Annotated in this window: 18 protein-coding genes and 3 pseudogenes; 12 read left to right on the plus strand and 9 right to left on the minus strand. The window is 68.2% G+C overall.

Annotated elements, in window-relative coordinates; genetic code table 11:
• The first annotated feature begins 314 nt into the window (after positions 1 to 314).
• Together ACIRQ9_RS15585 and ACIRQ9_RS15590 are read left to right on the plus strand one after the other, a co-directional pair.
• A pseudogene (locus tag ACIRQ9_RS15585) lies at positions 315 to 1,542 on the plus strand (IS110 family transposase).
• Positions 1,543 to 1,707: 165 nt separating this feature from the next.
• Positions 1,708 to 3,252, plus strand: coding sequence for an ATP-dependent nuclease (locus ACIRQ9_RS15590; protein ID WP_404172306.1), 1,545 nt, complete (start codon positions 1,708 to 1,710; stop codon positions 3,250 to 3,252).
• Positions 3,253 to 3,894: 642 nt separating this feature from the next.
• On the opposite strand, the gene ACIRQ9_RS15595 is transcribed toward ACIRQ9_RS15590, so the two are convergent.
• The 4 genes and pseudogenes from ACIRQ9_RS15595 to ACIRQ9_RS15610 all read right to left on the minus strand — a co-directional run bounded on the left by ACIRQ9_RS15595 (position 3,895) and on the right by ACIRQ9_RS15610 (position 8,701).
• Positions 3,895 to 5,238 (minus strand): Fic family protein, encoded by a 1,344-nt coding sequence (locus ACIRQ9_RS15595; RefSeq protein WP_404172309.1) that lies wholly within the window; start codon positions 5,236 to 5,238, stop codon positions 3,895 to 3,897.
• A gap of 1,143 nt (positions 5,239 to 6,381) precedes the next feature.
• The gene (locus tag ACIRQ9_RS15600; RefSeq protein WP_404172311.1) at positions 6,382 to 7,167 is read right to left on the minus strand and encodes a hypothetical protein; all 786 of its coding nucleotides are present in this window, start codon (positions 7,165 to 7,167) and stop codon (positions 6,382 to 6,384) included.
• Complete coding sequence (locus ACIRQ9_RS15605) at positions 7,164 to 7,478, minus strand: PadR family transcriptional regulator (protein WP_404172314.1); 315 nt, start codon at positions 7,476 to 7,478, stop codon at positions 7,164 to 7,166. The genes ACIRQ9_RS15600 and ACIRQ9_RS15605 overlap by 4 nt, the downstream gene beginning before the upstream one ends.
• Positions 7,479 to 7,592: 114 nt before the next feature.
• A pseudogene (locus ACIRQ9_RS15610) lies at positions 7,593 to 8,701 on the minus strand (tyrosine-type recombinase/integrase).
• Positions 8,702 to 9,049: 348 nt separating this feature from the next.
• Here ACIRQ9_RS15610 and ACIRQ9_RS15615 point away from each other — a divergent pair.
• The 3 genes and pseudogenes from ACIRQ9_RS15615 to ACIRQ9_RS15625 all read left to right on the plus strand — a co-directional run.
• Positions 9,050 to 9,451: pseudogene (locus ACIRQ9_RS15615) on the plus strand (ATP-binding protein); the annotation flags it as partial.
• A 172-nt stretch (positions 9,452 to 9,623) separates the two neighbouring features.
• On the plus strand, positions 9,624 to 9,752 hold the full coding sequence (locus ACIRQ9_RS15620) for a hypothetical protein (protein ID WP_404172317.1): 129 nt from the start codon (positions 9,624 to 9,626) through the stop codon (positions 9,750 to 9,752).
• On the plus strand, positions 9,749 to 10,279 hold the full coding sequence (locus ACIRQ9_RS15625) for a hypothetical protein (RefSeq protein ID WP_404172319.1): 531 nt from the start codon (positions 9,749 to 9,751) through the stop codon (positions 10,277 to 10,279). The genes ACIRQ9_RS15620 and ACIRQ9_RS15625 overlap by 4 nt, the downstream gene beginning before the upstream one ends.
• Before the next feature lie 19 nt (positions 10,280 to 10,298).
• Here ACIRQ9_RS15625 and ACIRQ9_RS15630 read toward each other — a convergent pair whose 3' ends face one another.
• Positions 10,299 to 13,082 (minus strand): PKD domain-containing protein, encoded by a 2,784-nt coding sequence (locus tag ACIRQ9_RS15630; protein WP_404172321.1) that lies wholly within the window; start codon positions 13,080 to 13,082, stop codon positions 10,299 to 10,301.
• Between the two features lie 277 nt (positions 13,083 to 13,359).
• Complete coding sequence (locus ACIRQ9_RS15635; RefSeq protein WP_404172323.1) at positions 13,360 to 13,941, minus strand: hypothetical protein; 582 nt, start codon at positions 13,939 to 13,941, stop codon at positions 13,360 to 13,362.
• 285 nt (positions 13,942 to 14,226) lie between these two features.
• Here ACIRQ9_RS15635 and ACIRQ9_RS15640 point away from each other — a divergent pair, with 285 nt between their 5' ends.
• The 6 genes from ACIRQ9_RS15640 (at position 14,227) to ACIRQ9_RS15665 (ending at position 19,710) form a co-directional block, all read left to right on the plus strand.
• Positions 14,227 to 15,285 (plus strand): zinc-dependent alcohol dehydrogenase family protein, encoded by a 1,059-nt coding sequence (locus tag ACIRQ9_RS15640; RefSeq protein WP_404172326.1) that lies wholly within the window; start codon positions 14,227 to 14,229, stop codon positions 15,283 to 15,285.
• 197 nt (positions 15,286 to 15,482) lie between these two features.
• Positions 15,483 to 15,731, plus strand: coding sequence for a hypothetical protein (locus tag ACIRQ9_RS15645; RefSeq protein WP_404172329.1), 249 nt, complete (start codon positions 15,483 to 15,485; stop codon positions 15,729 to 15,731).
• A gap of 12 nt (positions 15,732 to 15,743) precedes the next feature.
• Positions 15,744 to 16,937 carry an SPFH domain-containing protein gene (locus tag ACIRQ9_RS15650; RefSeq protein WP_404172332.1) on the plus strand — a complete coding sequence of 398 codons (1,194 nt, stop codon included), beginning with the start codon at positions 15,744 to 15,746 and terminating at the stop codon, positions 16,935 to 16,937.
• A gap of 225 nt (positions 16,938 to 17,162) precedes the next feature.
• A complete protein-coding gene (locus ACIRQ9_RS15655) occupies positions 17,163 to 18,110 on the plus strand; it encodes a slipin family protein (RefSeq protein WP_404172335.1) in 948 nt (315 codons plus the stop codon).
• A 65-nt stretch (positions 18,111 to 18,175) separates the two neighbouring features.
• Complete coding sequence (locus ACIRQ9_RS15660; RefSeq protein ID WP_404172338.1) at positions 18,176 to 18,682, plus strand: glutathione peroxidase; 507 nt, start codon at positions 18,176 to 18,178, stop codon at positions 18,680 to 18,682.
• Positions 18,683 to 18,807: 125 nt separating this feature from the next.
• A complete protein-coding gene (locus ACIRQ9_RS15665; RefSeq protein WP_404172341.1) occupies positions 18,808 to 19,710 on the plus strand; it encodes a MerR family transcriptional regulator in 903 nt (300 codons plus the stop codon).
• Positions 19,711 to 19,959: 249 nt separating this feature from the next.
• Here the strand turns inward: ACIRQ9_RS15665 and ACIRQ9_RS15670 are convergent, their stop codons facing one another.
• The 3 genes from ACIRQ9_RS15670 to ACIRQ9_RS15680 form a co-directional block, all read right to left on the minus strand.
• Positions 19,960 to 20,151: a DUF397 domain-containing protein gene (locus ACIRQ9_RS15670; protein ID WP_404172344.1), complete on the minus strand. Its 192-nt coding sequence runs from the start codon at positions 20,149 to 20,151 to the stop codon at positions 19,960 to 19,962.
• Between the two features lie 189 nt (positions 20,152 to 20,340).
• Positions 20,341 to 21,198 carry a helix-turn-helix transcriptional regulator gene (locus ACIRQ9_RS15675; protein WP_365576632.1) on the minus strand — a complete coding sequence of 286 codons (858 nt, stop codon included), beginning with the start codon at positions 21,196 to 21,198 and terminating at the stop codon, positions 20,341 to 20,343.
• 264 nt (positions 21,199 to 21,462) lie between these two features.
• Complete coding sequence (locus ACIRQ9_RS15680) at positions 21,463 to 22,206, minus strand: GPP34 family phosphoprotein (RefSeq protein WP_404172347.1); 744 nt, start codon at positions 22,204 to 22,206, stop codon at positions 21,463 to 21,465.
• Between the two features lie 144 nt (positions 22,207 to 22,350).
• On the opposite strand from ACIRQ9_RS15680, the gene ACIRQ9_RS15685 reads away from it, so the two are divergent.
• Positions 22,351 to 24,969 carry a D-alanyl-D-alanine carboxypeptidase gene (locus ACIRQ9_RS15685; protein ID WP_404172350.1) on the plus strand — a complete coding sequence of 873 codons (2,619 nt, stop codon included), beginning with the start codon at positions 22,351 to 22,353 and terminating at the stop codon, positions 24,967 to 24,969.
• The last annotated feature ends 123 nt before the right edge of the window (positions 24,970 to 25,092 follow it).

The following is a 25,092-nucleotide window of genomic DNA, read 5'->3' on the forward strand; positions in this document are numbered from 1 at the left end:
GCGCTCTCGCGCGGGGGGGGGGGGGGGGGGGCGCCGCGCCGCCCGCCGGGGGGGCCCCGGCCCCCCCCCCCCCCCCCACCCCCGCTCGCACACAAGCAGCGGCATCGTTGCCTCTCGTGGTCCAAGCCGCCGCCAGGGAACACCTCTCACCGCTCGGCGAACGCTCCCAGTTCCGCAGCTGACCGCGGCCCCTGGCGACCGCTGGGATTGCGAACGGCTAATCGGATGACGGGCCCCGTGCCCTGCCATGAGGGAGACGCGCAACCCCGCCACGGCGACCACTCCACCACAGGCACCCACCCGAGGACACCACCATGACCAGCGTGTTCTGCGGCATCGACTGGGCCACCGACCACCACGACATCGCACTCCTCGACCAAGCCGGCACCCTCCTGGACAAGCTCCGCATCGACGACACCCCCACCGGCCTCAGCCAGCTCCTGGACCTGCTGACCCAGCACGGCGACACCCCAGAGAACCCGATCCCAGTCGCCATCGAGACCTCCCACAGGCTCCTGGTCGCCTGCTTACGCGCCACCGGCAGACCCATCTACGTGATCAACCCGCTCACCGCCGCCCGCTACCGCGACCGCTACGCACTCAGCCGCAAGAAGTCCGACCACCTCGACGCCAAAGTCCTGGCCCACAACCTGCGCACCGACCCGGCCGAACACCGGCCCCCGCCCGCGGACAGCCACCTCGCCCAGGCCACCACCGTCCTGGCCCGAGCCCAGCAGGACGCCGTCTGGGACCGCGCCCAGACCGGCAACCGGCTGCGCTCCCACCTGCGCGCATACTTCCCCGGCTTCCTCACCGTCTTCCGCCACTTCCGCGAAGGCCCCGCCTCACCCGTCACCCGCGCTCTGCTCGCCGCAGCCCCCACTCCGACCCAGGCCGCCCAGCTCACATGCGCCCAGCTGCAAGCGATCCTGAAGAAGGCCGGACGCCAGCGCGAGATCACCGGCGAGGCGAGGCCTTCACGCGCTGCTGCGCGAACCCCAGATGCACCAGCCACCCGTCATCGAGCAGGCCATGGGCACCAAAGCCCTCGCTCTGCTGAGGCAGTTCGACGCGGCCTGCACCAGCGCCAACGACCTGGAAGCAGCCACCACCACGGCCCTCACCACCCACCAGGACGCCGAAATCAACGCGGCCTGCCCAGCTTCCCCGGACTCGGCGCCCTCACCTGAGCCCGCGTCCTGGCCGAACTCGGCGACGACCACACCCGCTTCACCAACCCCCCGCGCCTTAAAGGCCTACGCCGGATCCGCCCCCATCACCAGATCCTCCGGACGCAAGACCACCGTCCTGGCCAGGCACATCAAGAACCAGCGTCTCGCTTCGGCCGGCTACATCTGGGCCTTCGCCGCCCTCACCGCATCCCCCGGAGCACGAGCCCACTACAACCGCCGCCGCCAAGCCGAAGACCGACACGTCGCAGCCCAACGCAACTTCTTCAACCGCCTACTCGGCTGCCTGCACCACTGCCTCACCCACCGCATCCCCTACGACGACCAGACCGCCTTCCCAAACACAGCTTGACTGATCAACCGCATCGGACGTCTGCCTCCGCCCCGCTCCAGCCCGGCCGGCACCCGCGCCGCGCTCTCATCAAGAAGCCACTTGACCTAAGAGAAACGACACGCCACAGCTAGGGCGGCCTCGTATGCTGGCAGTGGCGTTGAGAGGCACACTGGAGGGGCGCGAGTGAAAAGCGAAATCCGCAACAGCGACATCATGGCACTCTTCTCGCGAGTAAATAAGCGAGCCTACGACAAATACCTTCGCCGCGTCCGCCTCGTAAAGCTCCGCGGATTCGAAAATCGAGAAATCAATTTCGACTTTCCGGTGACGGCCCTGGTGGGACCAAACGGCTCCGGAAAGACCACGATCTTGGGAGCATCTGCCTTGATTCATCAAGGCGTAGTCCCTCGACGGTTCTTCGCCAAGAGTGGCAAGTATGACGAGAGCATGAAGAACTGGAGGGTTGAATACGAAATTCTCGACAAGCGCGAAATGAGCAGCACCACCATCAGTCGTACTGCGAGCTACCTCAAGGCCAAATGGAATCGAGACGCAGTCGATCGCGAAGTGTTGATTTTCGGCGTAAGTAGAACACTCCCGGCCAGCGAGCGGAAAGAGCTTTCCAGGTTCATCGGATCGGGCTTCCAGGGGTTCTCTGAGGATCAACTGACGGCCCCGGTCATTCAGGCGGTGGAAGCAATCCTAGGCAAGGACGCCGCCGCATATCTCCGCGTTAACTCGGGCGAGGGGGATCTTTCCATCTTCGCTTCTCAGGAAACGGATGAAACTGCTGGCTACTCCGAATTTCACTTCGGCGCAGGCGAAGCCAGCGTAATTCGGATCGTATCCCAGATCGAAGCAGCGCAAAATCACGCATTGATCCTCGTAGAAGAGATCGAAAATGGACTGCACCCTGTCGCGACACGACGACTTGTCGAATATTTCATCGGCGTCGCCAAGCGGAAGTCTACCCAGGTAATCTTTACAACCCATTCCAATGATGCCCTCATGCCCCTCCCGAACGAAGCCGTATGGGTCGCATACAAGGGGGAAGTAAAGCAGGGAAAATTGGATATTGCCTCGTTGCGGGCGTTGACCGGCCAAATCAACGCCCGGGTCGCAGTATTTACTGAAGATCGATTCGACGAGATTGTCGCCGACATCACCTTGCGCGCCTACTGTCAGAAACACGGCCTTGATCGCTCTGGGATTGAGATCCACAAGCTCGGTGGCGCTGCGCCCGCGAGGGATCATACTCGATTTCATAACGCTAGCCCGGCGCGTAGATTCTTTGCAGTTGCCCTATTGGACGGCGACAAGAGGAAAGAGGACGGTTTCGAGCCGAAACGAGTAACAATCTCTGCTGCTGAAGATGAAATGGAAACGTTCTCGGACTTGTCTTTCATTCCTGGGGAAAGCGACCCGGAAGAGCTAATTATTGATCGCATTTTGACGGGCCTGAAGGATATTCCAACCCTTTTGGGCAAGCTGACGATCTCACTGCATTTGGATAGCTTCATGCAGGAACAGGTGCGACAGTCCGTAGTTCAGAGATCATATACTAACGGCGATCGTCACAATATCTTTCGCCAAATCGGAGAGGATTTGGACTTCCTTAGTGAAGAGCTGGTTCAGCGAGCATTTATCACAACGTGGGCCTACGCATATCCCGACGATGTTAATGAAATGTGGGATCCAATCCGCTCCCTCTTGGCGAAACGAATTTAGACTGGCTCGGTGATCGCAATTTCCCAAGCTGTGGGCTTACCGCCGCCGTCGCGGGCCAGCCGTCGCCGCTTGCTCAGGTCGATGACACCAGCCGGTAGCGTGGCTGAGGCCCGTGGGGGTTCAGCGAGGCACACGCGCGCCTGGTCGACCGGCCCACCCGCCATCGTGGCTAGCTTTCGTCGGCTGAGGTTCGTGCCACTGCTGTGCCAGATGCAGCGGTCAACAAGGTTGTCTGGCAGTCAATTTACTGGATACCTTAAAGATCATCGAAGCGCCGGGTCCCCGGCATGATGCCCCAGCCTCTTTCCTAAAGCGGGTGTCACAGGTTCAAATCCTGCTGGGACACCAGGCGAAAGGCCCTGGACCGATCATGGTCCGGGGCCTTTGACATCAACACTGGTGGTCACTGGCGACCGGGGCGCCTCTGCCTGAGCAGCCGGTCTACGTAGCTCCCGACCTGGCGCTGCATGTCCTCCACTACATGCGCGTACACGTCCATCGTGATGCCGATCTGGACGCAACCCAAGATCTCCATCACCACGCAGGACGCAACCCAGCCGCCGCGAGGAGCATTACCGTGGCGTGGTGAGCATCCTGGAACCGGATACGCCAAGGCCGGCTGACTGGATCTCCAAGGGAAACTCAAGTCGCGAGCTCGCCCGCCAAGATTGCCGCTGCTTCCAGAATGCTTTTCTCCTCTATGTCGTAGCCTCGACGCAGCAAAACCGTCTTAGATTCCATAGGCCGCAATACGATCTCTTCCACGGGGCCTTCATTAAATCTCAGCGGACGATATGGATGAATAGCCTCGGGATCGTCGTCTCGCAAAGAGACAAAGATTGACGGATACCGTTTCGCCGAACCATCAAGGTCACGCAGGACCTCGCTCTTGAACCCGTACCAGAGAAGCGACTGCGGCACCCGGTCTCCGTCCAATACTTTCCCGAACCAAGAATTACCCTCAAGATCAAGGTCCTCCAGCAAAGCATACGAACTCAAGTCCGGGTTCCCTTGGAGCAGAATCGACCAACCGCGGGCCTTAAGCGCATCGGACAAGGCCATGAAAAACTGATCTGGAAGGATCTTCCAGAGATCAAACCTGTCTCTCACGGTGGACAACAGGCGATCTCTAACGATATCCCGGACGTAGTCTGGGCGCGACATGAGCCGAACCGTCCGATTCAACACCAGAACAAACAGGTCGTATAGCGGTAGCATGTCGCCATCGTCACTTCGCGCCAGAGCGTCATAATACTGTCCCCGATCTACTCTTGAACGCACCAAGAGAGGCGGGAATCCGTTCCGCGCCAATGACATGTTCGCAAGTAGACGAGCCATTCGACCGTTTCCATCCTCGAATGGGTGAATGTGCGTAAGCCAGGCGTGAATAACCGTAGCCTCCAGTGCAGGATTCACATCGCATCGCTGCCACCAGTCGGAGAGTTGGCCCATGTGAACGGGGACTTCCCAAGGAGCAGAGGTGCGATGCTTGGTGCCGCCGATTTTATTCTCCACCTCCTTATATCGACCGGCATACGCTTCCCCACTGGCGATTAGCTCATGCAGCGAGCGCATCTCATACTCACGCGGCCTTACAGAGCCACGCGCCCATTCGTCTGCAATCTCGTGCGCCTTATAAAGCCCGAGTGCCTCGTAGACTCTCGGATCTTGCCTGACCGCCTGCATCAAGGAACCCACAGGCGCCTGCAGTAGCTCCCTGTATGTCAGAGCTACCTCGTTGACCTGCCTGTAGTTCCAGTCATAGCCTTCGATGCGATTGCTTTCCGCAACGAGTCGAGTCCTGATTGCTCGGACATAGGGCTCAAACATCTCTTGCCCTTCGAGAGCGATTCGCTCCTGTACGGCAATCGACTTTTCCCGCGAGCGCGTTGCCTTTTCTTCGACAATTCTGAAACGAGAAATAGCAGTCTCATCTTCAGCGATCAAGTAAGGGGTGCCCGCAAAGATGTCATCAATCTCTCCCATGAAGCCAACCGTACGGCCTGGAACGCAGCTGTGGCAGGCCTTCAGCCAATCCTGACTACCAGGAGAGGCCGCGCCGTCCGGCTGCCACCCGATTGCGGCACTGGCTCGGCCGCCCGCGCTTTCGATCAACTCACTCACGAACTCGGTGAGGAAACTTAAGAGGCTCAGTGGAGCCGTACGTTCCTTCGACACAAACTCGGAGCCCTACGCATCGCGGTGCAGGCGCACGTCAAGAGCGCCTCGGATCGTAACATCACCAGCTGACATCAACGATGGCGGCCGCAAGTGGCCTTCGAGGTACGGAGCCGTATCGGCGGCCAGCTGAGCCGTCTCAGTTCCCGTCTCATTCAGCCGCGCTCACGGCCGTTCAGCGGGACCACTCACCGTGCTTGCCCTACCAGTTGACCTCGCATGAACGCAGGTGAACGGCCCTGTCCGAGGCCTCCAGGACCACCACCACAGTTGGAAAGCGTGGTGGAGGTCCGAGCTTCGGCAGGCGTCGGCCCGTGAGGACGTCAGAGCTCGGTTGGCGTTCGCCGTACGCCAGTGCATGACACCAGAGCGCTGCCGTGCTGATCAAGGAACAGCACGAACGTCCAGGACCCATCGGCAGCTCTGATCTGGCCCAGCCGGACCGGTCCGGCATAGCGGCTGAGCCGTTGCACAGCCTGCTCCAGCCCCGTCGTTTCAATGCCCTTCCGAAGGGTGAGCCTGAGTCTGCGGCCGTAGATCCTGGCGAGTGACGCGGCGGACGATGTGCCGTCCCACACAACGTGAGATCCGCCGGCACAGAGAGCAGCCAGGGCAGCCACCGACGCTTCGTCGTCACCGCCCAGCAGTTGTTTGAGCCGGTCCCGCTCCACAGAGCTACGGATCAGAAAGCTCTGACATCCACTGCTGACATCAACGACGCCGGACGAGGGCGTACACCAGCGACTCTGTCCGGTCGTCCCACCAGTTGCCGACCGCAGCCGAGGCGGACCCAGATCGAACTCCTAAAGCGGGTGTCGCAGGTTCGAATCCTGCCGGGGGCACCATGCCTGAACAGGCACGATGCGCCAAAAGGCCCCGGACCGATCATGGTACGGGGCCTTTAACGGCAATCCTTGACGGCAATCGCGCCAAGCGACTGGCACCGCGCTACTACTCGTCGGCACGTTCGGTCTCTGAAGCAGCCACCTGAATGCCGCGCACGCGGCCGAGCCAACGCGCCAGAGCGAAGATCGAAGCACCAGCGATCCCGCAGGGCTCCCAGACTTCGGTCACAAGAGCGGCGAAGCCGTCGTCTCCCACGATGTAGATCGCCTGCGCTCCGACAACTGACGCAATGAAGGCGTTCGTGCGGGAGGGCGCTCGAAGCACCCAATCCACTGGTCGCCACGCCGGCTGCACGACGTCGTGCATGCGCATACGAAGGGCAGCCAGGAGAAAGCCCAGGGCAAGAGAAGAGCGCTGGCGGCTACTCAGGTGCAGTCGCTCCTCTGGTGCACCCGCGAGAATCGCCATCCACTCCTCTCGCAGGTGACTTCGACTGCCGCCGGCTACGCTCGCCGCCAGACCCACGGCACGGCGTACCGTCTTGGTGGCCGATGGATCGGCGGTTTCCCCATCAGTGCTGGCGGAGTCGTCCCACGTCCAGTCTCTTTCCAGCTTCGTGATCTGGCTGACCAGGTACCGTTCCGGAAAAACGACATCTGCTGGCAGGATCTGCACGAATGCCCTGAGACGGTGACTGAAGCGGATCTCCGCCATATAGATCCGCGGCAGGTCGTTGGAGCTATCACTCTTCCTGATCTTGACCAGCTTGAGAGGGAGATTGCCTTCAGCGAAATGACTAAGAACCTCCCGGGCCTGCGCTCGATCGCGTCGCGTGAGCCGCCTGAGCTGTTTCTCCGCCTGTGGGCCGAAACTGAGACGTTCGAGCTTCACGCGGCGCCACCTGCCAACCCGAGCCCGAAGCGGCGGGTCCTGCGCGCCTCCAAGGCTGCCGTCGCCTGCTGACGGCCAGCGCCGGTGAGCTCATAGAAGCGGCGTGCAGGCCGGCCGGGATGAGGACCAGTCTCCTCGCAACTGGTGACCCAGCCACGTTCAGCGAGGCGATCGAGAATGGGATAGACGGTGCCGGGACCAAGGTCGGCGTCCCGGCAAATACTTAGGCCCCAAGCAGGCTTGTTGACGGTCGCACAAAGCAACGCCTCCAGCACCGCAATAGTCGGCTTGGTGAGCCGGATGTTCGTCATGACACCAGTGGAGCATGTATCGAGTACGAGAGACAAGCGTATATCGAGTACGTCATTCGGATGCTGTTCGGGTTGGCGCAGCTCGGCACCAACCCGAACAAAAAGCGGAGTTGCTCAGGCGGCGGGCCGTCGGCGTTTGAGCAGCCGGTCCATGTGGCTGATCGCCTCCCGCTGGGTGTCGTACACGACGTGCGTGTAAACGTCCATCGTGTGCTGATCTGGCTGTGTCCCAGGATCTCCATGATGACCCGTGGGGCGACGCCGGCCGCCGTCGGCAGCGTGGCCGTGCCATGCCGTGCGTCGTGCAGCCGGACCACGCGCAGACCGGCGTCAGCGGCGACTCGCGTGAACGACTGGTAGACGTTGCGCGGCTCGACCGGCCGGCCGTTGCGCGTGGCAAAGACGCAGCCGCTCTCCGACCACGCGACACCCGTGCGTGCGAAGATCTCGCGCTGTCGCAAGCGGTGCCAGCCCAGCGGCGCGATGCACAGTGCAGGCATCGGGACCACACGGCTGCGGCGGCTCTTGGGGGCGTCGTCGTACAGGGATCCTCTGCGCCGCTGCGTCTGCTGACGTACGTGCAACACCCGGTTGTCCAGGTCCACGTCCGACCAGCGCAACCCCACCAGCTCGCCGCGTCGCAGTCCCATGGCCACGGCCATCACGAACGCCGCGTACAGCGGATCGCTACGTGCGGCTTCCAGGAAGGCCGACGTCTCCTCCAGGGTCCACGGCCGGATCTCCCGTTGCTTGACTCGTGGCGGCTCCACCAGCGACGCAACGTTCCAGGTGATCAGTTCTTCCCGCACGGCTGCCGTGAGCGCGGTGCGGAGCACACGGTGCGCTTCCTTGGCGGTGGCGGCCGTGTGGGTGTTCTGCATGCGGGTGATGAACCGCCGTACGTCGGCGACGCTCAGCGACTCCAGCCGCTTGGTTCCGCGCGGGGGCACGAGGTAGAGCCGCACATGCGTCTCGTACTTGTCGTACGTGCTCAGCTTCCGGCGCGGCTCGACGTAGTGCGCAAGCCAGTACAGCAGCCACTCGGAGAGTTTGGCGAACCGGGTGGGAGTCGGGATGCCCTGGCGGTCCCGCCGCACCAGCTCTTGGCGCTTGGTGTCGCACTCCTCCCCTGCGGTGCCGTAGACCGTTTTGCGCTTGCGGGTGCCGTCCGGCTGAGGGACGTCGACGCGCGCCTCGTACCGGCCGTCCTTGCGCTGCCAGATGCTGCCTGCGCCGTTGGGGTTCCTCTTTCGGACGGGATGCCATCAGGCCGCGTTCTCCTCAAGTCGGCCGTGCATGTAGCTGCGGATCGCGTTCACCGGGATGCGACGGGCGCGGCCGGACGTGCAGCTCGGAAGCACTCTGGACCGGATGAGGTCATGGCCTCCGGGACGGTGAGCGCTTGGGGCTCGTTCGGGACGACGGTCAGCACGTCGGAACCTCCGGTGGCAGGGCCTGTGTGTCCGAGGTGGGGATTTCCGCGTCACCGCGTCACCTGCGTCATTCAGGCATTCTGACCTGCGGTTTTTCGGTGACGCAGACGAGTAGGCCTGCGTCATTGGTGACGCAAGCTGTCCGTCATCGGTGACGCAGGGGTGACGCCGGACGAGGTGAGCAGGGCCCGCCGCTGGACCCGCGACATCCTGCGTGACTCACCCTTGGTCGAGGACGCAGCCCTGATCGTGAGTGAGCTGAGCGCGAACGCGATCCTCCACACGGCCAGCGGCAAGGAGTCGGGCGGCTTCCATCTCGCGCTGGCGGTCTCCTCGCAGGTGATCGCCCTGTCGGTCACGGATGACGGAGGCACAGGATCGGCGCCGGCAGTCGAGCACCAGGACCAGGACGCCGAGCACGGCCGGGAATTGGGCACAGTCAGTGTGATCGCGCACCGCGTCGTCGTCCACGACAGCGACGGCGGTCACACGGTCACCGCGGCACTCTTCACCGGGGCCCGTAGGGGAGGCCACCCGTGCCGATGGACAAGCCGAGGCGCGGTTTCTGGTGCGAGGGCTGGACCGAAGGACTTACCGGAGACGAACCGCCGGCGCTCTGGGCATCCTTCGACGCCTACACACGGCACCGCAGGCCGACCGATGGGTCGCGGCCGCCGCCGCTCATCAGGACGCCAATGACCGACTCCGCGAGTTGGCCGAACGCCTCGAAGAAGAGCACGGCGCCGTGACGGACGACGAGCGGCAAGCAGCGCTGGACCGCATCGCCGCCGTCGACGGCCGGCATGACGAGCAGCCATCGCAATCGGACGAGGCCCTGTGAGCCGGACCACCCGAGCGAAGCTGCACCCGCCGCGGCAGCGCGTCTTCGTGTTCGGCTCCGAAGCGCTCTCCAAGGCGGTTCAGGGCGACCGGGAGACGGTCGCGCTGATCAAGACGGCTCCGCGGCTCGACATCCCGATCGTCACCTCGGCGCTCACGGCCTTGGAGGCAGGGGACCCTCGCGACACGTCGGGGCAGGCGCTGTGGAACTGGACGCTGTCCCGGATCCGCGTCGCGCCCACGGACGAGCAGGTGGTCGCCATGGCGCGCGCCATGCTGAGGGCGGCCGGCCTGCAGGGGCACAAGTACGCCATCGATGCCGTCCTGGCAGCTGTGGCCGGGCGGGAAGCCGCCCAGGGTGTGTGCCCAGGTAACCGACTTCACCTCCGACACCGACGACCTGCATCAACTCCTCGCGGGACACTCCGTGCGAGTCGAGAAGGTCTGACGGGAAGCCGCCCGCGCCGCGAAGGACGAAACTCGATTGCGGTGTCTTCCGGATCCGACGGCTCCCCCGAGGGGGAGTGAGAGCAGGCCCACCGTCGGATCAGCCCGAGTAGCCCTCCAGGTCGGCGAGGACGTGGACGGTTCCGTGGGCGTTGCCGATGCGGATGCAGCCGTCCGCGCCGACCGGGATCACGGCCAGGACGGGGCGGGTCTCCCCGGCGGCGAGGCTGTCGTCGTAGACCTCCGGCAGGCTGCCGTCGCCGTAGGCCGTCAGGTGCGTGGCGGTGGTCGGCGCGACGCCCGTGAGGTTGACCAGCACCGCGTGGGCGTCGGCCGGGACGCCGGCGACACCGGCGACCTTCACCGTGAGCGGGCCGTTCGCGCCGAGCGGCTTGGCGGGGGCACCCGTGCCGGTGCGGGTGTCGAGGAAGCGGGTGGGAACGGTCGGTACGAAGGGGCTCCCGCCCGTGGTGAAGAAGCTCTGGAGGTCGGCGACCAGGTCGACATGACCGCCGCTGTTGTACAGCTTGATCTTTCCGCCGCACACGGGCGTGACCACCAGGTTGGAGACGGTCTGTCCGGCGCGGTAGTTCAGGTTCGAGGTGGTCGGGCGGCTTCCGCAGTAGACGGTGACCACGCCGCTCGCGGTGCCTCCCGTCGCGGTGATGTCGAGGACGGCAGCCACCGCGGAGGAGCTTGCGGGCCGCAGGGTGACGGTCGTGGTGCTGCCCGGCGCGACCTTGCCCCCAGGGACGCCGGTGCCGTTGCGGGTGTCCAGGTCCCGCACGGGTGCGGCGAGGGGGGACAGGCCGCTCAGGCGCGCGCCGCTCCTGGGCACGTTGGTGAAGTAGCCCGCCACGTCGGCGATGAGGTCGACGTCGCCGTGGGCGTTGTAGAGGTCGACGTAGCCGTCGCCGCCGACCCGGACCGTGACCAGGTTCGGACTGACCCTCCCGGCCGCGAAGTTGAGGTTGGAGGCGGCCGGACGGCCGGTGCCGTCGGGGTACACCGTGACGTAACTGCTCGCGGTGGCGTCGGCGTCGGTGACGTTCAGGGTCACCGCGGTCACTCCGGACGCCGGGATGCCGCCCGCGCCGAGGACCTTCAGGCGCAGTACCTTGCCGGGGCCGACCGGCCGCCGGGGTGCGCCCGTGCCGTGCCGGGTGTCCAGGATGCGCTTCGGGCTGGTGACCACGTAGGAGGCGCCGACGACGGCCTCGGTGGTCGCCGTGGCGGTGCGCCCGTCGGAGTCGGTGAGGTGCTGGGTGACGGTGTAGGTGCCGGCGGTGGCGTAGGTGTGAGTGAGGTACCGACCGGAGCCGGTGACCGTGACGGGCGCCGAGCCGTCGCCGAAGGTGATCCGGTCGCTGGTCGTCGGGTAGAAGCCGGTGGCGGTGAACGCACAGCTCGCGGTGCGGGGTTGGGACGGGTCCTGGCCGCAGGAGAGGCCCGCGTCGGGTCCGGGGGGCTGGGTGACCCCGATCGTGATGAACCCGGTCGTGCCCAGCCTGGTGCCGTCGGCCCTGTCGACCTCCACCGCGGGTTGGACGTAGCCGCTCCCGGTGGCCTTCGTGTACGTGTGTGTCGCAAAGGCGGTGGACACGGTGGCCGTGGCGCCGTCGCCGAAGTCGAACGCGTACCTCGCGCCCGCCAGCGAGTCCGACCAGGGGTTGCTCACCTTGGCGGTGAAGGTGGTGGGCACTCCGACGTAGGCGGCATACGGCGCCATGGCGATCCCGCTCACCTTGAACGGGTCCCGGAGCTCGTCGGCACCGCGGTCGTACGAGCCGTCGCCCGTGCCGGTGTCCGCGACCAGCGGGTCGTCGACCCTGGGACTGCCGTAGTAGTCCGTGGGGAGTTCTCCGGGCGCGTCGGCGTCGGCGGAGTCGACGAGCGGCGAGTTCTCCGTCGGCCGCCCCGTCGGAGGGATGGTCAGGTCCGTCTGATCGAGGTCGTGGGCTCCCTGCCCGGTGCCGGTCCGAAGGGCCCGGCTGGTTGGGTACGCGGTGCCGGCCCAGTCGTAGTCGACGCCGGTCGCCAGCGGGTTGACCGCGTTGTAGTCCTCGGTGACCTGCGGGGCGGAGGCGGCGTCCACCGTGATCTCCGCCGGTGTGCCGGTGTCGGAGCAGGAGATGCCCTCGTAGGGCATCACGACGGTGTTCTCCACCGACCCGGAGCTGCCACCGGTCAGGCTGATCGCGTTCCCGCACACCGTCGAGACGGTGTCGCCGGCGAGGTGGATGCCGGTGGTGCCCACGGCCGTGATCCCGCCCCGCGCGGTCCCGACGTGGTCGTCGGAGAGTGTGATGTCCCTCGCCCCGGCGGCGCTGGCGAAGACCGGGCCGCCCGACTGGGTGACCATGTCCCGGGTGAGGGCGACGTCGGAGGAGGAACCGTCGACCGCGATCGCCGGGACGTCCGGCATCGCGTGCAGGCCGGTCGCGACGATGGCGGAGCGGTAGGTGATGTGCTGCGAGTTCGCGAAGGCCAGGGCCGTGGCCGAGCCGGCCGAGGCCTGGATTCCGGCCATGTCGACGAACTGGGCGCCCGAGAAGGTGATCGCCGTCGTCTGCGTGCCCGACACCATGACGGCTGTTCCGTTGCCGGCCGCGACGACGAATCTGACGGGCGCGTCCGCCGTGCCCTTGCTCGATATGGTCACCGGGGCGTACCTGGGCCCGTTGGCGGCGATGTAGACGGTGTCGCCGGCGGTCGCGGCCTGCGCGGCCGGCTGGATCTGGCAGAAGGGCTCCGCCCGCGAGCCGGGGCCGGTGTCGGTGCAGTCGGCGGCGACGTTGTCGACGAACAGCGCGGTGCCGGTGTCCGCGTGGGCCCCGCCGGCGCCGAGGCCGCTGAGCAGGACTCCCAGAACGGCGGGTGTCACGAGTGATCGTCCGCGGCGCATCCGGTGCGCTCCTCCCCCTGGCCGGTGCGGGCGCGTGATCGCCGTCGCGCGGGGCCTGTCCCGTCCAGCCGGCTGTCCGCTGGAGCTGGACCGAGGCTAGATCAGCTCCCGAGGGGCGAACAGTTGCGCGAACGACCTTTACTCGATCTTGGCCGCCGGGAGACCTGGCTCCCTCGGCCCGCTCCGGCCCACTGCGCACCACTCCGGCCCCCTGCGGCCCGCGCGGTGAGCGGTCCGGACGGAACGGCGTCCGCGCCTACCGCCAACCACCCGTGAAATCGCTGGTGAGTTGGGCGTCGCAGATGTTGTAACCGCCCGACGCGTGGGCCGACTTCGTCTTTCCGGCCACGGTCACGCTGCAGTTGATGTCGCCCGAGCCCTGCAACTGGGCGTTCAGCGTGTAGTACATCGCTCCCTTCACGAAGGGCAGTTCGGCCTCGAAGCCGCCGTTCTCGAAGGTGCCCTTGCGGGTGTCGCTGTCGGAGCCGTAGGTGATGTCCAGGCCGCCGAGCGCTCCGGCCGGGGCGGTTCCCCAGACCTTGAAGACGACGGTCTTCGGCGTCCCGGACCTCTCGCCGTGGTCCTTGGCCCCACCGGCCGCCTTGTCGTCGGTCCTCGTCGTGGACGTGGACGTCGACCCGCCGTCGTGCGAGTCGTCCGAGCCGCCGCCGACGACCGCGGCGGCGATGCCGATGACGACGGCCACGCCGACCAGACCGAGACAGCCGAGACCGACGATCTTTCCGGCGCCGGGGCCCCTGCGCGGCGGCTCAGGCTCGAACGGCGGACGGCCGTACGGCTGCTGCGGGCCGACCCAGCCGGGCTGCTGGTTGTTCATGGATCCCCCTGAGATCGAGTCGACGGTGATATGGGGGACATGTGGTGATGCGGTGCGGTTGCCGGGCAGCTGCTGGATTCACCCGATCGTGCAGGCCGGGCAGAGGTCGGGCAGAGTCCGGCGGAGCCTGGATTGCAGGGCCCCTCGGTGGCGCTTAGCGTGATGGCGGGGGCTCCGGGTCCGTCGAGGGCCGGAGCCTGGTCGCCGTCGAGGGTGCCGGCACCGGTGCCGTTCCTGTCCAGGACGTCCGTCGAGTCCGTCGGGCGCGGAGAGACGAGGTCCCCCATGCCCCACACCATGCGCGCGCTCGTGGCCGGCGAGGTCGGCGAGCCGGCCGACGTCCTGCGGCTGGAGTCCCGGCCGGTTCCGGAGCCGGGAGCAGGTCAGGCGCTGATCCGCGTGACGGCTACGCCGATCCACGCCAGTGATCTGCACGTGCTGCGCGGCCGTTACGGGTTCTTCCCGGTCTTCCCCACGGTCGGCGGGCACATGGAGTGCGTGGGGCACGTCGAGGCGCTCGGTCCTGAGACGGAGGGGCTGGAGATCGGCGAGCGCGTGGTGGCCGTCGCGGTCCCCGCCGTACCCGGGCCGCCCGTGGTCGGCACCTGGCAGGAGTACCTCGTCGCCGACGCCCACCGGCTGCTGCCGGTCCCGGACGACCTGAACGACTCCAGCGCCTGCCAGCTCGCCGTCAACCCCCTGACCGCGCTGCTCCTGGTGACCCGCGAACTCGACGTGCGGCCGGGCGAGTGGCTGGTGCAGACGGCCGCGGGCTCCACGGTCGGCCGGCTCGTCATCCAGCTGGCCCGGCATCTGGGGATCCCCACCATCAACGTGGTGCGACGGCGCGCCGCCGTCGACGAGATCAAGGCCCTCGGCGGTGACGAGGTCATCTGCACGGAGGACGAGGACCTGGCGCGGCGGGTGGCCGAGATCGCGGGGCCGGCCGGGGTGCGCAAGGCCACCGACTGTGTCGCGGGTCCGGTGGGCGCCCAGGTCTCCCAGGCGCTGGCGCCGGGCGGCGAGCTCGTGGTCTACGGCGCGCTCTCCACCCACCGGCAGACCGACCCGGCGGCGCTGACGATCCCGCTGCGGGCCCGCTCGGTCATCTACGAGGCCAAGACGGTCCGCGGTTTCTGGCTGAACCGCTGGTTCGGCTCCGCCAGCCCCGCGGAGGTGCTGCGCGCGCTGTCCGAGGTGTTCACGCTCGTCGCCGAGGGCGTGCTGACCATCCCGCCCGGGCGGCCCTTCCCGCTGGACGGCTTCGCCGAGGCCGTCGCGTTCGCCGAGGAGCCCGCCCACGGCGCCAAGCCGCTCTTCGTCTTCGACGGCGCCCGGACCTGAGCCCGGACCCCGGACCCCGGACCCCGGGCCTCGCCGCGGACCCGGTCCGCGCGGCGGGTCGCGGGCGCCGGGTCGCGGGCGGCGGGTCGCGGGCGGCGGGGGGGTGAGCGGAAGGGGGCGGGGTCCTGGCCATTGGGTGCCGGGCCCGGTGGGTCTATCGTCGGAATCATGGGCCAGGACGAGGAGGACGGCCGGTGATGCCGCAGGACGAGGCCGTGATCGGCCGCACGGGGGAGGTCCTCATCGCGACGCGCGGTCCCGCGGGTCCCGGCGAGGTCCTCGTGCGCGTCAGGGGCGGCTCCGAGACCTTCCTCGCCTGGTCGGAGGAGCCCCTGCCGGTGGGCGCCGCGGTGCTCGTGATCGAATCACGGGGATGCCGCGAGGTGGGCGTCATCGAGTGGGTGGATCCATTGGACGCGCTCGGCGACAGTGCCGAGGCCGGCTGAGGAGTAACAGGAATGTTCGGATACCGCGTACCCGCTCCCGACGAGGCGATGTTGATCTCGGGAGGCAGGCGGGGACTGGGGGGCGCGCCGTTCCGAGTGGTGACGGGGCACGGGAAGTTCGTGCTGCCGGTCGTACGGAAGGTCCGGTTCCTCACCCTGTCGATGTGCGAGTCCGAGGTCACCGAGACCTGCGTGACGAGACAGGGCATCTCGTTGCACGTCCGCGCGGTCATCGCCTTCAAGGTCGGCAACGACCACGAGAGCATCATCAACGCGGGCCAGCGTTTCCTCTCCGACCAGGAGCAGATGTCCGTGCTCACCGGCCGGATCTTCGCGGGTCACCTGCGGGCCATCATCGGTTCGATGACGGTCGAGGAGATCGTCACCGAGCGGCAGAAGCTCGCGGCGGAGGTCCTGGACACCTCCAAGACGGAGATGGCGAAGATCGGCCTGATCGTCGACTCGCTGCAGATCCAGTCCATCGACGACGGCGACACCGGCTACATCGACGCGATGTCCGCGCCGCACAAGGCGGCCATCCAGCGGCAGGCCCAGATCGCCCAGGCGCAGGCCACGCAGGCCGCGGTCGAGGCCGAGCAGGTGGCGGCCCGGAACCAGGCCGAGTACGCCCGGCAGACCGCGATCGTCAAGGCCGAGTACTCGGCCGAGGTGGACCGTGCCCAGGCGCAGGCCGCGCAGGCCGGTCCGCTGGCGCAGGCGCACGCCCAGCAGGAGGTGCTCGCCGCCCAGACGGAGCTGGCCCTGCGCCAGGCCAAGCTGCGCCAGCAGCAGCTCGTCTCCGAGGTCGTGAAGCCCGCCGAGGCCGAGGCCGAGCGGGTCAGGATCCTCGCGTCCGCCGAGGCGCAGCGGATGAAGATCCAGGCGGAGGCGGCCGCGTCGTACGACCGGGTCGCGCTCGACCGGATGCTGATCGACCAGCTTCCGCAGATCGTCAAGGAGGCGGCCGGCGGTCTCGCGGGCGCCAACGTGAACGTCCTCAACGGCGCGGACGGCCTCGGTGAGATCGCCGCCGGCCTGGTCTCGCAGGGCCTGACGATCCTCGACTCGGTCCGGCAGAACCTGAGCGGCCAGGAGTCGGACGGACGCCGCTCCGAGAAGGGCGCGGACGGCGGCGACAGCTCGCTGCTCCAGCTGCCGTCCAGCAAGGGCAGGAAGTCGGACGACGGCCCGGTGGACGTCGACTAGGGACCCGTGGGAGGGCCGCGTCGGGCCCCGGTGCGCGCGGCGTGCGCGACCGGCGCCCGGCCGGCCTGGCCCCGGGCCGTCCGGACGACCCCGCCGCGGGCCGTCCGGGCGGTCGTTTTCTTTACGCACTCCTGACGCCGACTCCCGCATCCCGTGGCGTCCGGCCGGTGTCATCTTCCTTACCGGATCCTCGTCAGGATCATGTCGGAGAGGGAGTGAGTGCCGATGGACGGCGCCGTCATAGGGGTCGTGGTCGCTTTCGTCCTGGGCCTGTTGGTCCTGCGCGGCGGGATGCGGGTGGTCAACCAGATCGAGCGCGGGGTCGTGTTCCGGTGGGGCAAGGCGCTGCCGGCCTACCGGCACCCCGGGGTCACCTTCCTCATCCCCTTCGCCGACCGGATGCGCAAGGTGAACGTGCAGGTGGTCACCATGCCGGTGCCCACCCAGGAGGGCATCACCAAGGACAACGTGTCCGTGAAGGTCGACGCCGTCGTCTACTTCCGGGTCACCGACCCGATCCGGGCCGCCATCGAGGTGCAGGACTACGTCTTCGCCGTCGGGCAGGTCGCCCAGTCGTCGCTGCGGTCCATCATCGGCAAGAGCGACCTCGACGACCTGCTCACCGACCGGGAGCGGCTGCACGAGGGGCTCGCCCTGATGATCGACAGTCCGGCCGCCGAGTGGGGCATCCACATCGACCGCGTCGAGATCAAGGACGTACAGCTGCCGGAGTCGCTGAAGCGGTCCATGTCCCGGCAGGCGGAGGCCGAGCGGGAGCGGCGGGCCCGGGTCATCACCGCCGACGGCGAGTTCCAGGCCGCGCAGCAGCTCGCGAACGCCTCCCGGATCATGTCCGACACGCCGGAGGCGATGCAGCTGCGGCTGCTGCAGACCGTCGTCGAGGTCGCCGCCGAGAAGAACTCCACGCTGGTGATGCCGTTCCCGGTCGAGCTGCTGCGCTACTTCGACCGCGCGGCCAAGCGGCTGGACCAGGAGGTCGAGAAGAACGAGCGGGAGCTGGACGCCCCGGAGGGACAGGCCGCGCTCAAGGCCGGGATCGAGCAGATCGCCGCCGTCGCGGACCGGTTCGGGCCGCGGGCCGAGGTCACGGCCGCACCGGAACCCTCACCGGAGGCTCCCGCCCCCGCACCCGGCGACCGGCCGCGGGCCTAGCCATATCACTAGACCTGGCGCCGGCCGGGCCCCGGCCGGTCACGCCTCGGAGTTAGCATCCGCTTATGACGACTACCGAGAACAACGGATCCGTACTCGACACCGAGATCGGTGCTCTCCAGGGCGGTTCCGCCGACCTGTCGGGGTACGCCGGCAAGGCCGTGCTCATTGTGAACGTGGCCTCCAAGTGCGGCCTGACCCCGCAGTACAGCGGCCTGGAGCGGCTTCAGGAGCGGTACGCGGCGCAGGGCTTCACCGTGCTCGGCGTGCCCTGCAACCAGTTCCTCGGGCAGGAGCCCGGCAGCGCCGAGGAGATCGCGGAGTTCTGCTCGGCGACGTACGGCGTGACCTTCCCGCTGACCGAGAAGGTCGAGGTCAACGGTGAGGGCCGGCACCCGCTGTACGACCGTCTCACCCCCTTCGCCGACGACGAGGGCCACACCGGTGACATCCGCTGGAACTTCGAGAAGTTCCTGATCGGGCGGGACGGCCAGGTCGTCGCCCGGTTCGCGCCGCAGACCGAGCCGGAGTCGGCTGAGGTCGTGGCCGCGGTGGAGAAGGCCATCGGCTGAGCCTTCCTGCTTCGCGGCGGCGGTCACGGGAGTCGCTCCCGGGGCCGCCGTCGGCGTTCCGTGCCCCGCTTGACCTTGTCCCTGGGGCAGGGCCGAGCGTCGGTCGGGCCGGGCCACGGGGCCCGGTGACGGAGGATGCGGCCGGGGAGGACGCGGTGGACGAGGAACTGCTCACGATCGGCGCGTTCGCGGCGCGGTCCCGGCTCTCGGCGAAGGCGCTGCGCCTGTACGACCGGCTGGGGCTGCTGGCGACCGCGTACGTCGACGAGGCGTCCGGCTACCGGTACTACCGGGCCGGGCAGGCGGAGCGCGCCCGGCTGGTGGCGCTGCTGCGCCGGCTGGACATGCCGCTGACGCGGATCGCCGAGCTGGTCGAGGCGGCGGACGGCGGTGGGGCGGACGGCGACGCGCGGGCCGCGGAGCTGCTGGCCGCCTACTGGGCGGACGTCGAGCGGCGGATCGCCGGGCAGCGGACCCTCGCCGCATATCTCCGTGGACGGCTGTCCGGGAGGAGTTCGCAGATGTACGAGACGTTCGTGGTGGAGACGGTGCGGGTGCCCGCGCAGGTGGTGGTCACCGAGACGCGGCACACCCTGGCGGACGAGCTGCCCGCCTGGATCGGTGCCGCGCTGGGCCGGCTGGAGGGCGCGGCGCGTGCGTGCGGGGGTGTGACGGCGGCGCCGTTCGTCGTGTACCACGCGGAGGTGTCCGTGGAGAGCGACGGGCCGGTCGAGGCCTGTGTGCCGGTGGCGGACGAGGCGGCGGCGCGGGCCTGGGTGGAGCGGTACGGGCGGTCCTGGGAGACCAGGGTGCGCGTCGAGCCGGCGCGCACGCTGGCGTACACGCGGATCAGCAAGGCGCAGGTGGCGCATCCGCAGATCCTGGCGGCCTTCGAGGCGGTGGAGGGCTGGGTGGCCCGGCAGGACGGCCTGGAGTACGACGGTCCCTGCCGGGAGGTCTACTTCACGGACTGGGACGCGGCGGGCCCGGAGGACCCGGTGTGCGACGTGGCCTTCCCCGTCCGGTAGCGGGGACGGCGACCGGCCCGGCGACCGGCTCTGTCCACGCTCCGGCAGCCGGGCCGGTGGCCGCTCGGCCGGCCGACCCGACGGCCGAGCGGCCGGTCGGGCCGGTGGCCGGCCGGCCGGTCGGGCCGGTGGCACAAGCCGAGCCCCCTCGGCAAGGACGGCGAGCTAGTCGAGAGGGCTCTTGTGGTGACGCTTGTGCAGTTGTGGTTGTCATCGTCGGGAGCGTGGCCGATCGGTCAGCGAATACCCCTACGCCTTGACCGTGGCCACGAACGCGTTCCACGCGCCGGCCGGGAACGCGAGGACCGGGCCCTCCTCGACCTTGGAGTCGCGTACGGCGAGTCCAGCGGTCGTCGGTGACTTGACCTCGACGCACGCCCCGTTCCCTGCGGAATAGGAGGACTTCGTCCACGTCTCCGTGGCGCCCTGAAGCAGTGCCATGTCCACTCCTGTAACGAGTTGCTGTAGTGCGATTCACGCCAACCTTCTGATCGGTTGGCGTGATCGACGCTACTAGCCAACTCCCCCGCCTGGAGCACTCGTTCACTCGACCGGGTGGCATATTCCAGGGGATTCTTCCGCTGAGGCATGGCACCGGTGTACGATGCGGCGCTCACCGTCCGGGAGGGCTCAGCGGGCGTACTCCTTGGCCGCGTCGGAGATGAACTGCCGGGACTGCTCGACGTTCAGCGACTGGGCCCGCAGGTGCTCGTACATCACGGCGTACTTCTGCACGTCATGGGCCTTCTCCAGGTACAGGTCGCTGGTCACGCCCTCCAGGTAGACGACGCTGGAGTCGGCCGCGTCGGCGAACTCCAGGATCGCGTACTGGCCGTTGAGGCCGGGATGCGCGCCCACCTCGAAGGGCAGCACCTGCACGGTGATGTGCGGCTGCTGGGACATCTCGATCAGGTACTCCAACTGCTCGCGCATCACGAGCCGGTTGCCGACGAGACGGCGCAGCGCGGCCTCGTCGAGCACCACCCACAGGCGGAGGGGGTTGTGCTCGGCGGTGATACGTTCCTGTCGCCGCATCCGGACCTGGACCCGCTTCTCGATGTCGGCGGCGGAGGTCTCCGGCAGCGCGCCCTGCACCAGGGCCTCGGCGTACGCCCGGGTCTGCAACAGCCCGGTGACGAGCTGGGGTTCGTACACCCGCAGCGACTCGGCGTCGGTCTCCAGACCGATGTAGACGCTGTACGGGATGTCGCCGAACGCGTGCCACCAGCCCTGCTGCCGCGAATCCCGGGCCATCTCCATCAGCGACTCGACGACCCGCTGGTCCTCGACCTCGTAGACCCCGCACAGGTCGCGGACGTCTCGCTGGCTGATGCTCCGGCGGCCGTTCTCCAGCCGGCTGATCTTCGACTGCGAAACGAGCAGCCGCTCCGCCACTTCCTCCGCCGTCATGCCCTTGAGCTCACGGAGCCTGCGCAGCTCCTGGCCCAGCCGGCGCCGCCTGACGGTGGGATTGACATTGGACGCCACGGGACGCGCACCTCCGGCTGCCTGCCTGTAAGTACCACTTTGCGTATCTGCTGTTGAGCAGACTGCCACCAAGGTGCTTCCTACCGCTGGGAAACCGCGTATATGCAGCGCGTACGCGTTCGGTTCGGGCAGGTTCCGCGAAAAAACCGGGCGGGGCGGTGAGGCGCGTACCGCTGCGCCTCACCGCCCCGTCCGGACCAGCGGCTCCCGAACCTGGTCTCAATGGTGCTGTGTTGCCTGCTGCCGCGGTCGTGTCACCGCGGCTCAGTGAACCGCGGCCCGCGCCATCGCGCCCGCGCCTCGGCGCGGTTGCATGGGAACGCCGCGGGCGGGTTCCGGCGCACCGGGCCTGGCCGGGGGCCCGGCCTGGCGCCGTGGCTGGGCACCCGCGCCGTTCTGCACGTCCATGACGGCGTGGGCCACGAGCCCGCCCATCGGGTCGTGCCGTATCAAGTCCCGCAGCCGGGAACGCGAGGAGCGTCCCTCGTTGCCCGGATACAGGTGCTTGCCGAGGCCGACCGCGTGGGCCAGGGCGGCGAGCGCCGCGGTCCGCGGGTCCGGTGGTACGCCGGTACGGATCGCCGAATCCAGTCGGGCTCGGATCTCCCGGCTGATCTCGTTGTCCGTCGCCTGGTACCGGGTCGTCGGGAGCACCCCGCACATCTGGCCCGCCACGGCATGCACCATGCCGCACCGCTCCAGATACGAGAGATACGTCTGGCGAAGTCCCAGACGTGGCCCGCCGATCCAGTGCACAGCCCGCACGGGAGCGCCACGCCTTCGCAGCAACTCCAACGCGCAGTCCAAAGTCGGATCTCCAGTCGGCCGTGGCTGCACCACGGCGATACGATCCCCGTCTGGGGCTATCCGTCCGGCCAGCGCCAGCTCTACTAGCTGTGCTCCGGCCAGACCGAGGTCGAGCGACTGCGGCTGCGCAGTGGTACCCGTGGTCGGGTCCAGTGCCAGCAGCAGAAGCTCCTCCGGAAGTGTTCTGCGGCTCCTGCCCATCCATGCCTCCCCGCGTGGATGAATGACAGGGTGACCCCTCTCACATTGGTCTGTCGAGGGCGCGTGACCGGTTTGTAAGGGAACCGGAAGGTATGTCGTTCTCGTCTACCACAGCGGCTAAGCCCGCACACAGGACACTGGTACATGGTTCGGACAGCGCACGGAAACGTGCGAAGCGTGGAGGAGGCATCGGTGGCGGGCGAGTCCCCCGACAGGTCGAAGCAGCGCGAGTCGTCGGCGGAACCGACGTCGGGGAGTGCGGGAACGGTTCCCGAACCACGCGACCCACGGCTGGCGGTGGCCGGCGAGGACGACAGGGAGACGGCCGGCGGCGTGGACACCGCGACCCGGGTCTTCTCGGTACCGGACGTGAAGCCGGACGGCGAGGACGACCCGAAGCTCCGTCAGGCGGTGGCGGCGTGGGTGCGCACGGGTACGCCGGCGACGGAGGGCGAGGCCTCCGACGCGGAGCGGCCTGAGCGGCCCGAGGCGGCCACGGAGCCCGGAGAGGGCCCCGAGGGCCCCGACGACGCCGAGAAGCCCCAGGACGCCCCCGCGCCGCCGGAGAAGGCCGCCACGGCCGGTAAGGGCGCCACGGCCGGTAAGGGCGCCACGGCCCCCGAGGCGACGCACGACGCGGAGTCCGCGGACGCGGAGGCGGAGGCGGACGCGGACGCGGACGCGGCACCGAAGGCTGCCGCCGAACCGGAGGCTGCCGCCGAACCGGAGGACGCGGCACCCCAGGACAAGCCCGAGGCGCCCGGCACCCCCGAGGACGCCGCCCCGAAGGCCGACGCCGAGCCCGAGGACGCGACACCGGCGAACGAGCCCACGACCGACGCCGAACCGAAGGACGCCGAGTCGAAGGACGCCGCACCCGAAGACGCGGCACCGGAAGACTCCGCACCGAAGGACGCGGCACCGGAGGACTCCGCACCCGGAGACGCCGAGCCGAAGGACGCCGCACCCGAAGACGCGGCACCGGAGGACTCCGCACCCGGAGACGCCGAGCCGGAGGACGCGGCACCGGAAGACTCCGCAGCCGACCCCGCGGACGCCGACGGCGAGGACGCCCCGCAGGGGCCACCCGCGGCCGAGGACGGTTCCCGCACGGGTGGTGCGGGTGGGAAGACGAAGGCGGCCGAAGGCGCGGCCGAGGCCGCCGTCGACCAGCCGACCACCATGCTGAAGGCGCCCCGCCCCCCGCAGGTGGACCAGCCCACCACCACGCTCAAGCTCGGCGCCGAGCCGAAGAAGCCGGCGTCCGACCCCGAGCGCACCAGCAGGTTCGTCGCCCTGAAGTCGGACCTCAAGCCGGACCCCAAGCCGGGCGGCAAGCCGAACACCGAACCCGGCGCCAAGCCCGAGACCCCTCCCGCCGCCGCCCCCGGCACGGGCGCCGGCACCGCCTCCACCACCCGCACCACCGTCCTGCCCCAGGTCGGCCCCGAGCGCACCACCCAGGTACCGCTCCCGCCGAAGCCCCCGCTGGACCTGCTCGCCGAGCTGACCAACACGCCTCCGCCGCCGGAGACGCCGGTCAGGACCGCCGTCCGGCGCGTCAAGATCTGGACGCCCCTGGCCATCGTCCTGCTGATCGTCTTTGCGGTCGTACAGGCTCTCCGTCCGCTGCCGCAGCCCACCCTGTCGCTCACCGCGAAGGACAGCTACACCTTCGACGGCAGCAAGGCCGACATCCCCTGGCCCGCCGACGGACAGGCCGCCCTGGACGTCCAGGGCATCGGCTCGTTCGGTTCGTCCGGCGACCAGAAGCCCGTGCCGATCGCCAGCGTCGCCAAGGTGATGACCGCGTACCTCATCCTGCGCGACCACCCCCTCAAGAGCGGTGCCGCCGGCCCCAAGATAAAGATCGACCAGGCGGCCCAGGACCAGTCGAACGCCGGACAGGAGTCCACCGTCGACGTGACGGCCGGCGACTCGATCACGCAGCGCGAGGCCCTGGAGGGCATCCTCATCGCCTCCGCCAACAACGTGGCCCGCCTGCTGGCCCGTTGGGACGCCGGCTCCGAGAAGGCGTTCGTGGCGAAGATGAACACCACGGCGAAGAAGCTCGGCATGACCAACACGACGTACACCGACCCGTCGGGGCTCACCGACTCCACGGTGTCCACGGCCGTGGACCAGGTGAAGCTGGCGAAGGCCGCGATGGCGAGCGAGCCGACCTTCCGCGAGGTCGCCGCGATGATGTCGTACGACGACTACAAGGGTGCCAACCACTCGAACTGGAACCAGCTGGTCGGTCACAACGACGTCGTCGGCATCAAGACCGGCACCACCACCTCCGCCCTCGGCAACCTGGTCTTCGCCGCCAAGAAGGACGTGAACGGCGAGACCCGCACGGTCATCGGCGCGGTGATCCGGCAGCCGGCCAACGCCAGCAACGACAACAGCATCCTCAAGGCCGCCCTCAACGCCGGCGACCAGCTGATCCGGGCGGCCCAGGGCGCGCTGAAGTCGGCGACCGTCTACAAGAAGGGTGACGTCGTCGGGTACGTGGACGACGGTCTCGGCGGCCGTACCCCGGTCACGGCGACCAAGGACGTCACCGCGGTCGGCTGGTCGGGCCTGAAGGTGAAGCTGACCTTCCAGGCCGACGACGTGCCGCACACCGCGAAGGCCGGCACGAAGGTCGGTGCCCTCACCGTCGGTGACGGCTCCGGTTCCGCGGTGCAGATCCCGGTCGCCCTGCAGAAGGATCTGGCCGAGCCCGGGTTCACGAGCAAACTGACCCGCATCGGCTGACACATCACGCACATTCCGTCCCCGCACCCCGCTGATGGCGGCCCACCCAGAGGCCCCGCGGCGGGGTGCGTGCTAGCGTCGCGAATCGGGGCAGGTCGCCGGTCGCCGGGACGCGGCCGCGAA

It is taken from the genome of Streptomyces sp. NPDC101237 (assembly GCF_044767465.1).
GTDB lineage: Bacteria > Actinomycetota > Actinomycetes > Streptomycetales > Streptomycetaceae > Streptomyces > Streptomyces gramineus.

Excerpts from the sequence above, each read along its gene's own strand:
- ACIRQ9_RS15685 (WP_404172350.1), top strand. The coding sequence starts at position 22,351 with ATGGTTCGGACAGCGCACGGAAACGTGCGAAGCGTGGAGGAGGCATCG.
- ACIRQ9_RS15640 (WP_404172326.1), top strand. The coding sequence starts at position 14,227 with ATGCCCCACACCATGCGCGCGCTCGTGGCCGGCGAGGTCGGCGAGCCG.
- ACIRQ9_RS15655 (WP_404172335.1), top strand. The coding sequence starts at position 17,163 with ATGGACGGCGCCGTCATAGGGGTCGTGGTCGCTTTCGTCCTGGGCCTG.
- ACIRQ9_RS15650 (WP_404172332.1), top strand. The coding sequence starts at position 15,744 with ATGTTCGGATACCGCGTACCCGCTCCCGACGAGGCGATGTTGATCTCG.
- ACIRQ9_RS15660 (WP_404172338.1), top strand. The coding sequence starts at position 18,176 with ATGACGACTACCGAGAACAACGGATCCGTACTCGACACCGAGATCGGT.
- ACIRQ9_RS15595 (WP_404172309.1), bottom strand. The coding sequence starts at position 5,238 with ATGGGAGAGATTGATGACATCTTTGCGGGCACCCCTTACTTGATCGCT.
- ACIRQ9_RS15635 (WP_404172323.1), bottom strand. The coding sequence starts at position 13,941 with ATGAACAACCAGCAGCCCGGCTGGGTCGGCCCGCAGCAGCCGTACGGC.
- ACIRQ9_RS15680 (WP_404172347.1), bottom strand. The coding sequence starts at position 22,206 with ATGGGCAGGAGCCGCAGAACACTTCCGGAGGAGCTTCTGCTGCTGGCA.
- ACIRQ9_RS15605 (WP_404172314.1), bottom strand. The coding sequence starts at position 7,478 with ATGACGAACATCCGGCTCACCAAGCCGACTATTGCGGTGCTGGAGGCG.
- ACIRQ9_RS15670 (WP_404172344.1), bottom strand. The coding sequence starts at position 20,151 with ATGGCACTGCTTCAGGGCGCCACGGAGACGTGGACGAAGTCCTCCTAT.
- ACIRQ9_RS15645 (WP_404172329.1), top strand. The coding sequence starts at position 15,483 with ATGCCGCAGGACGAGGCCGTGATCGGCCGCACGGGGGAGGTCCTCATC.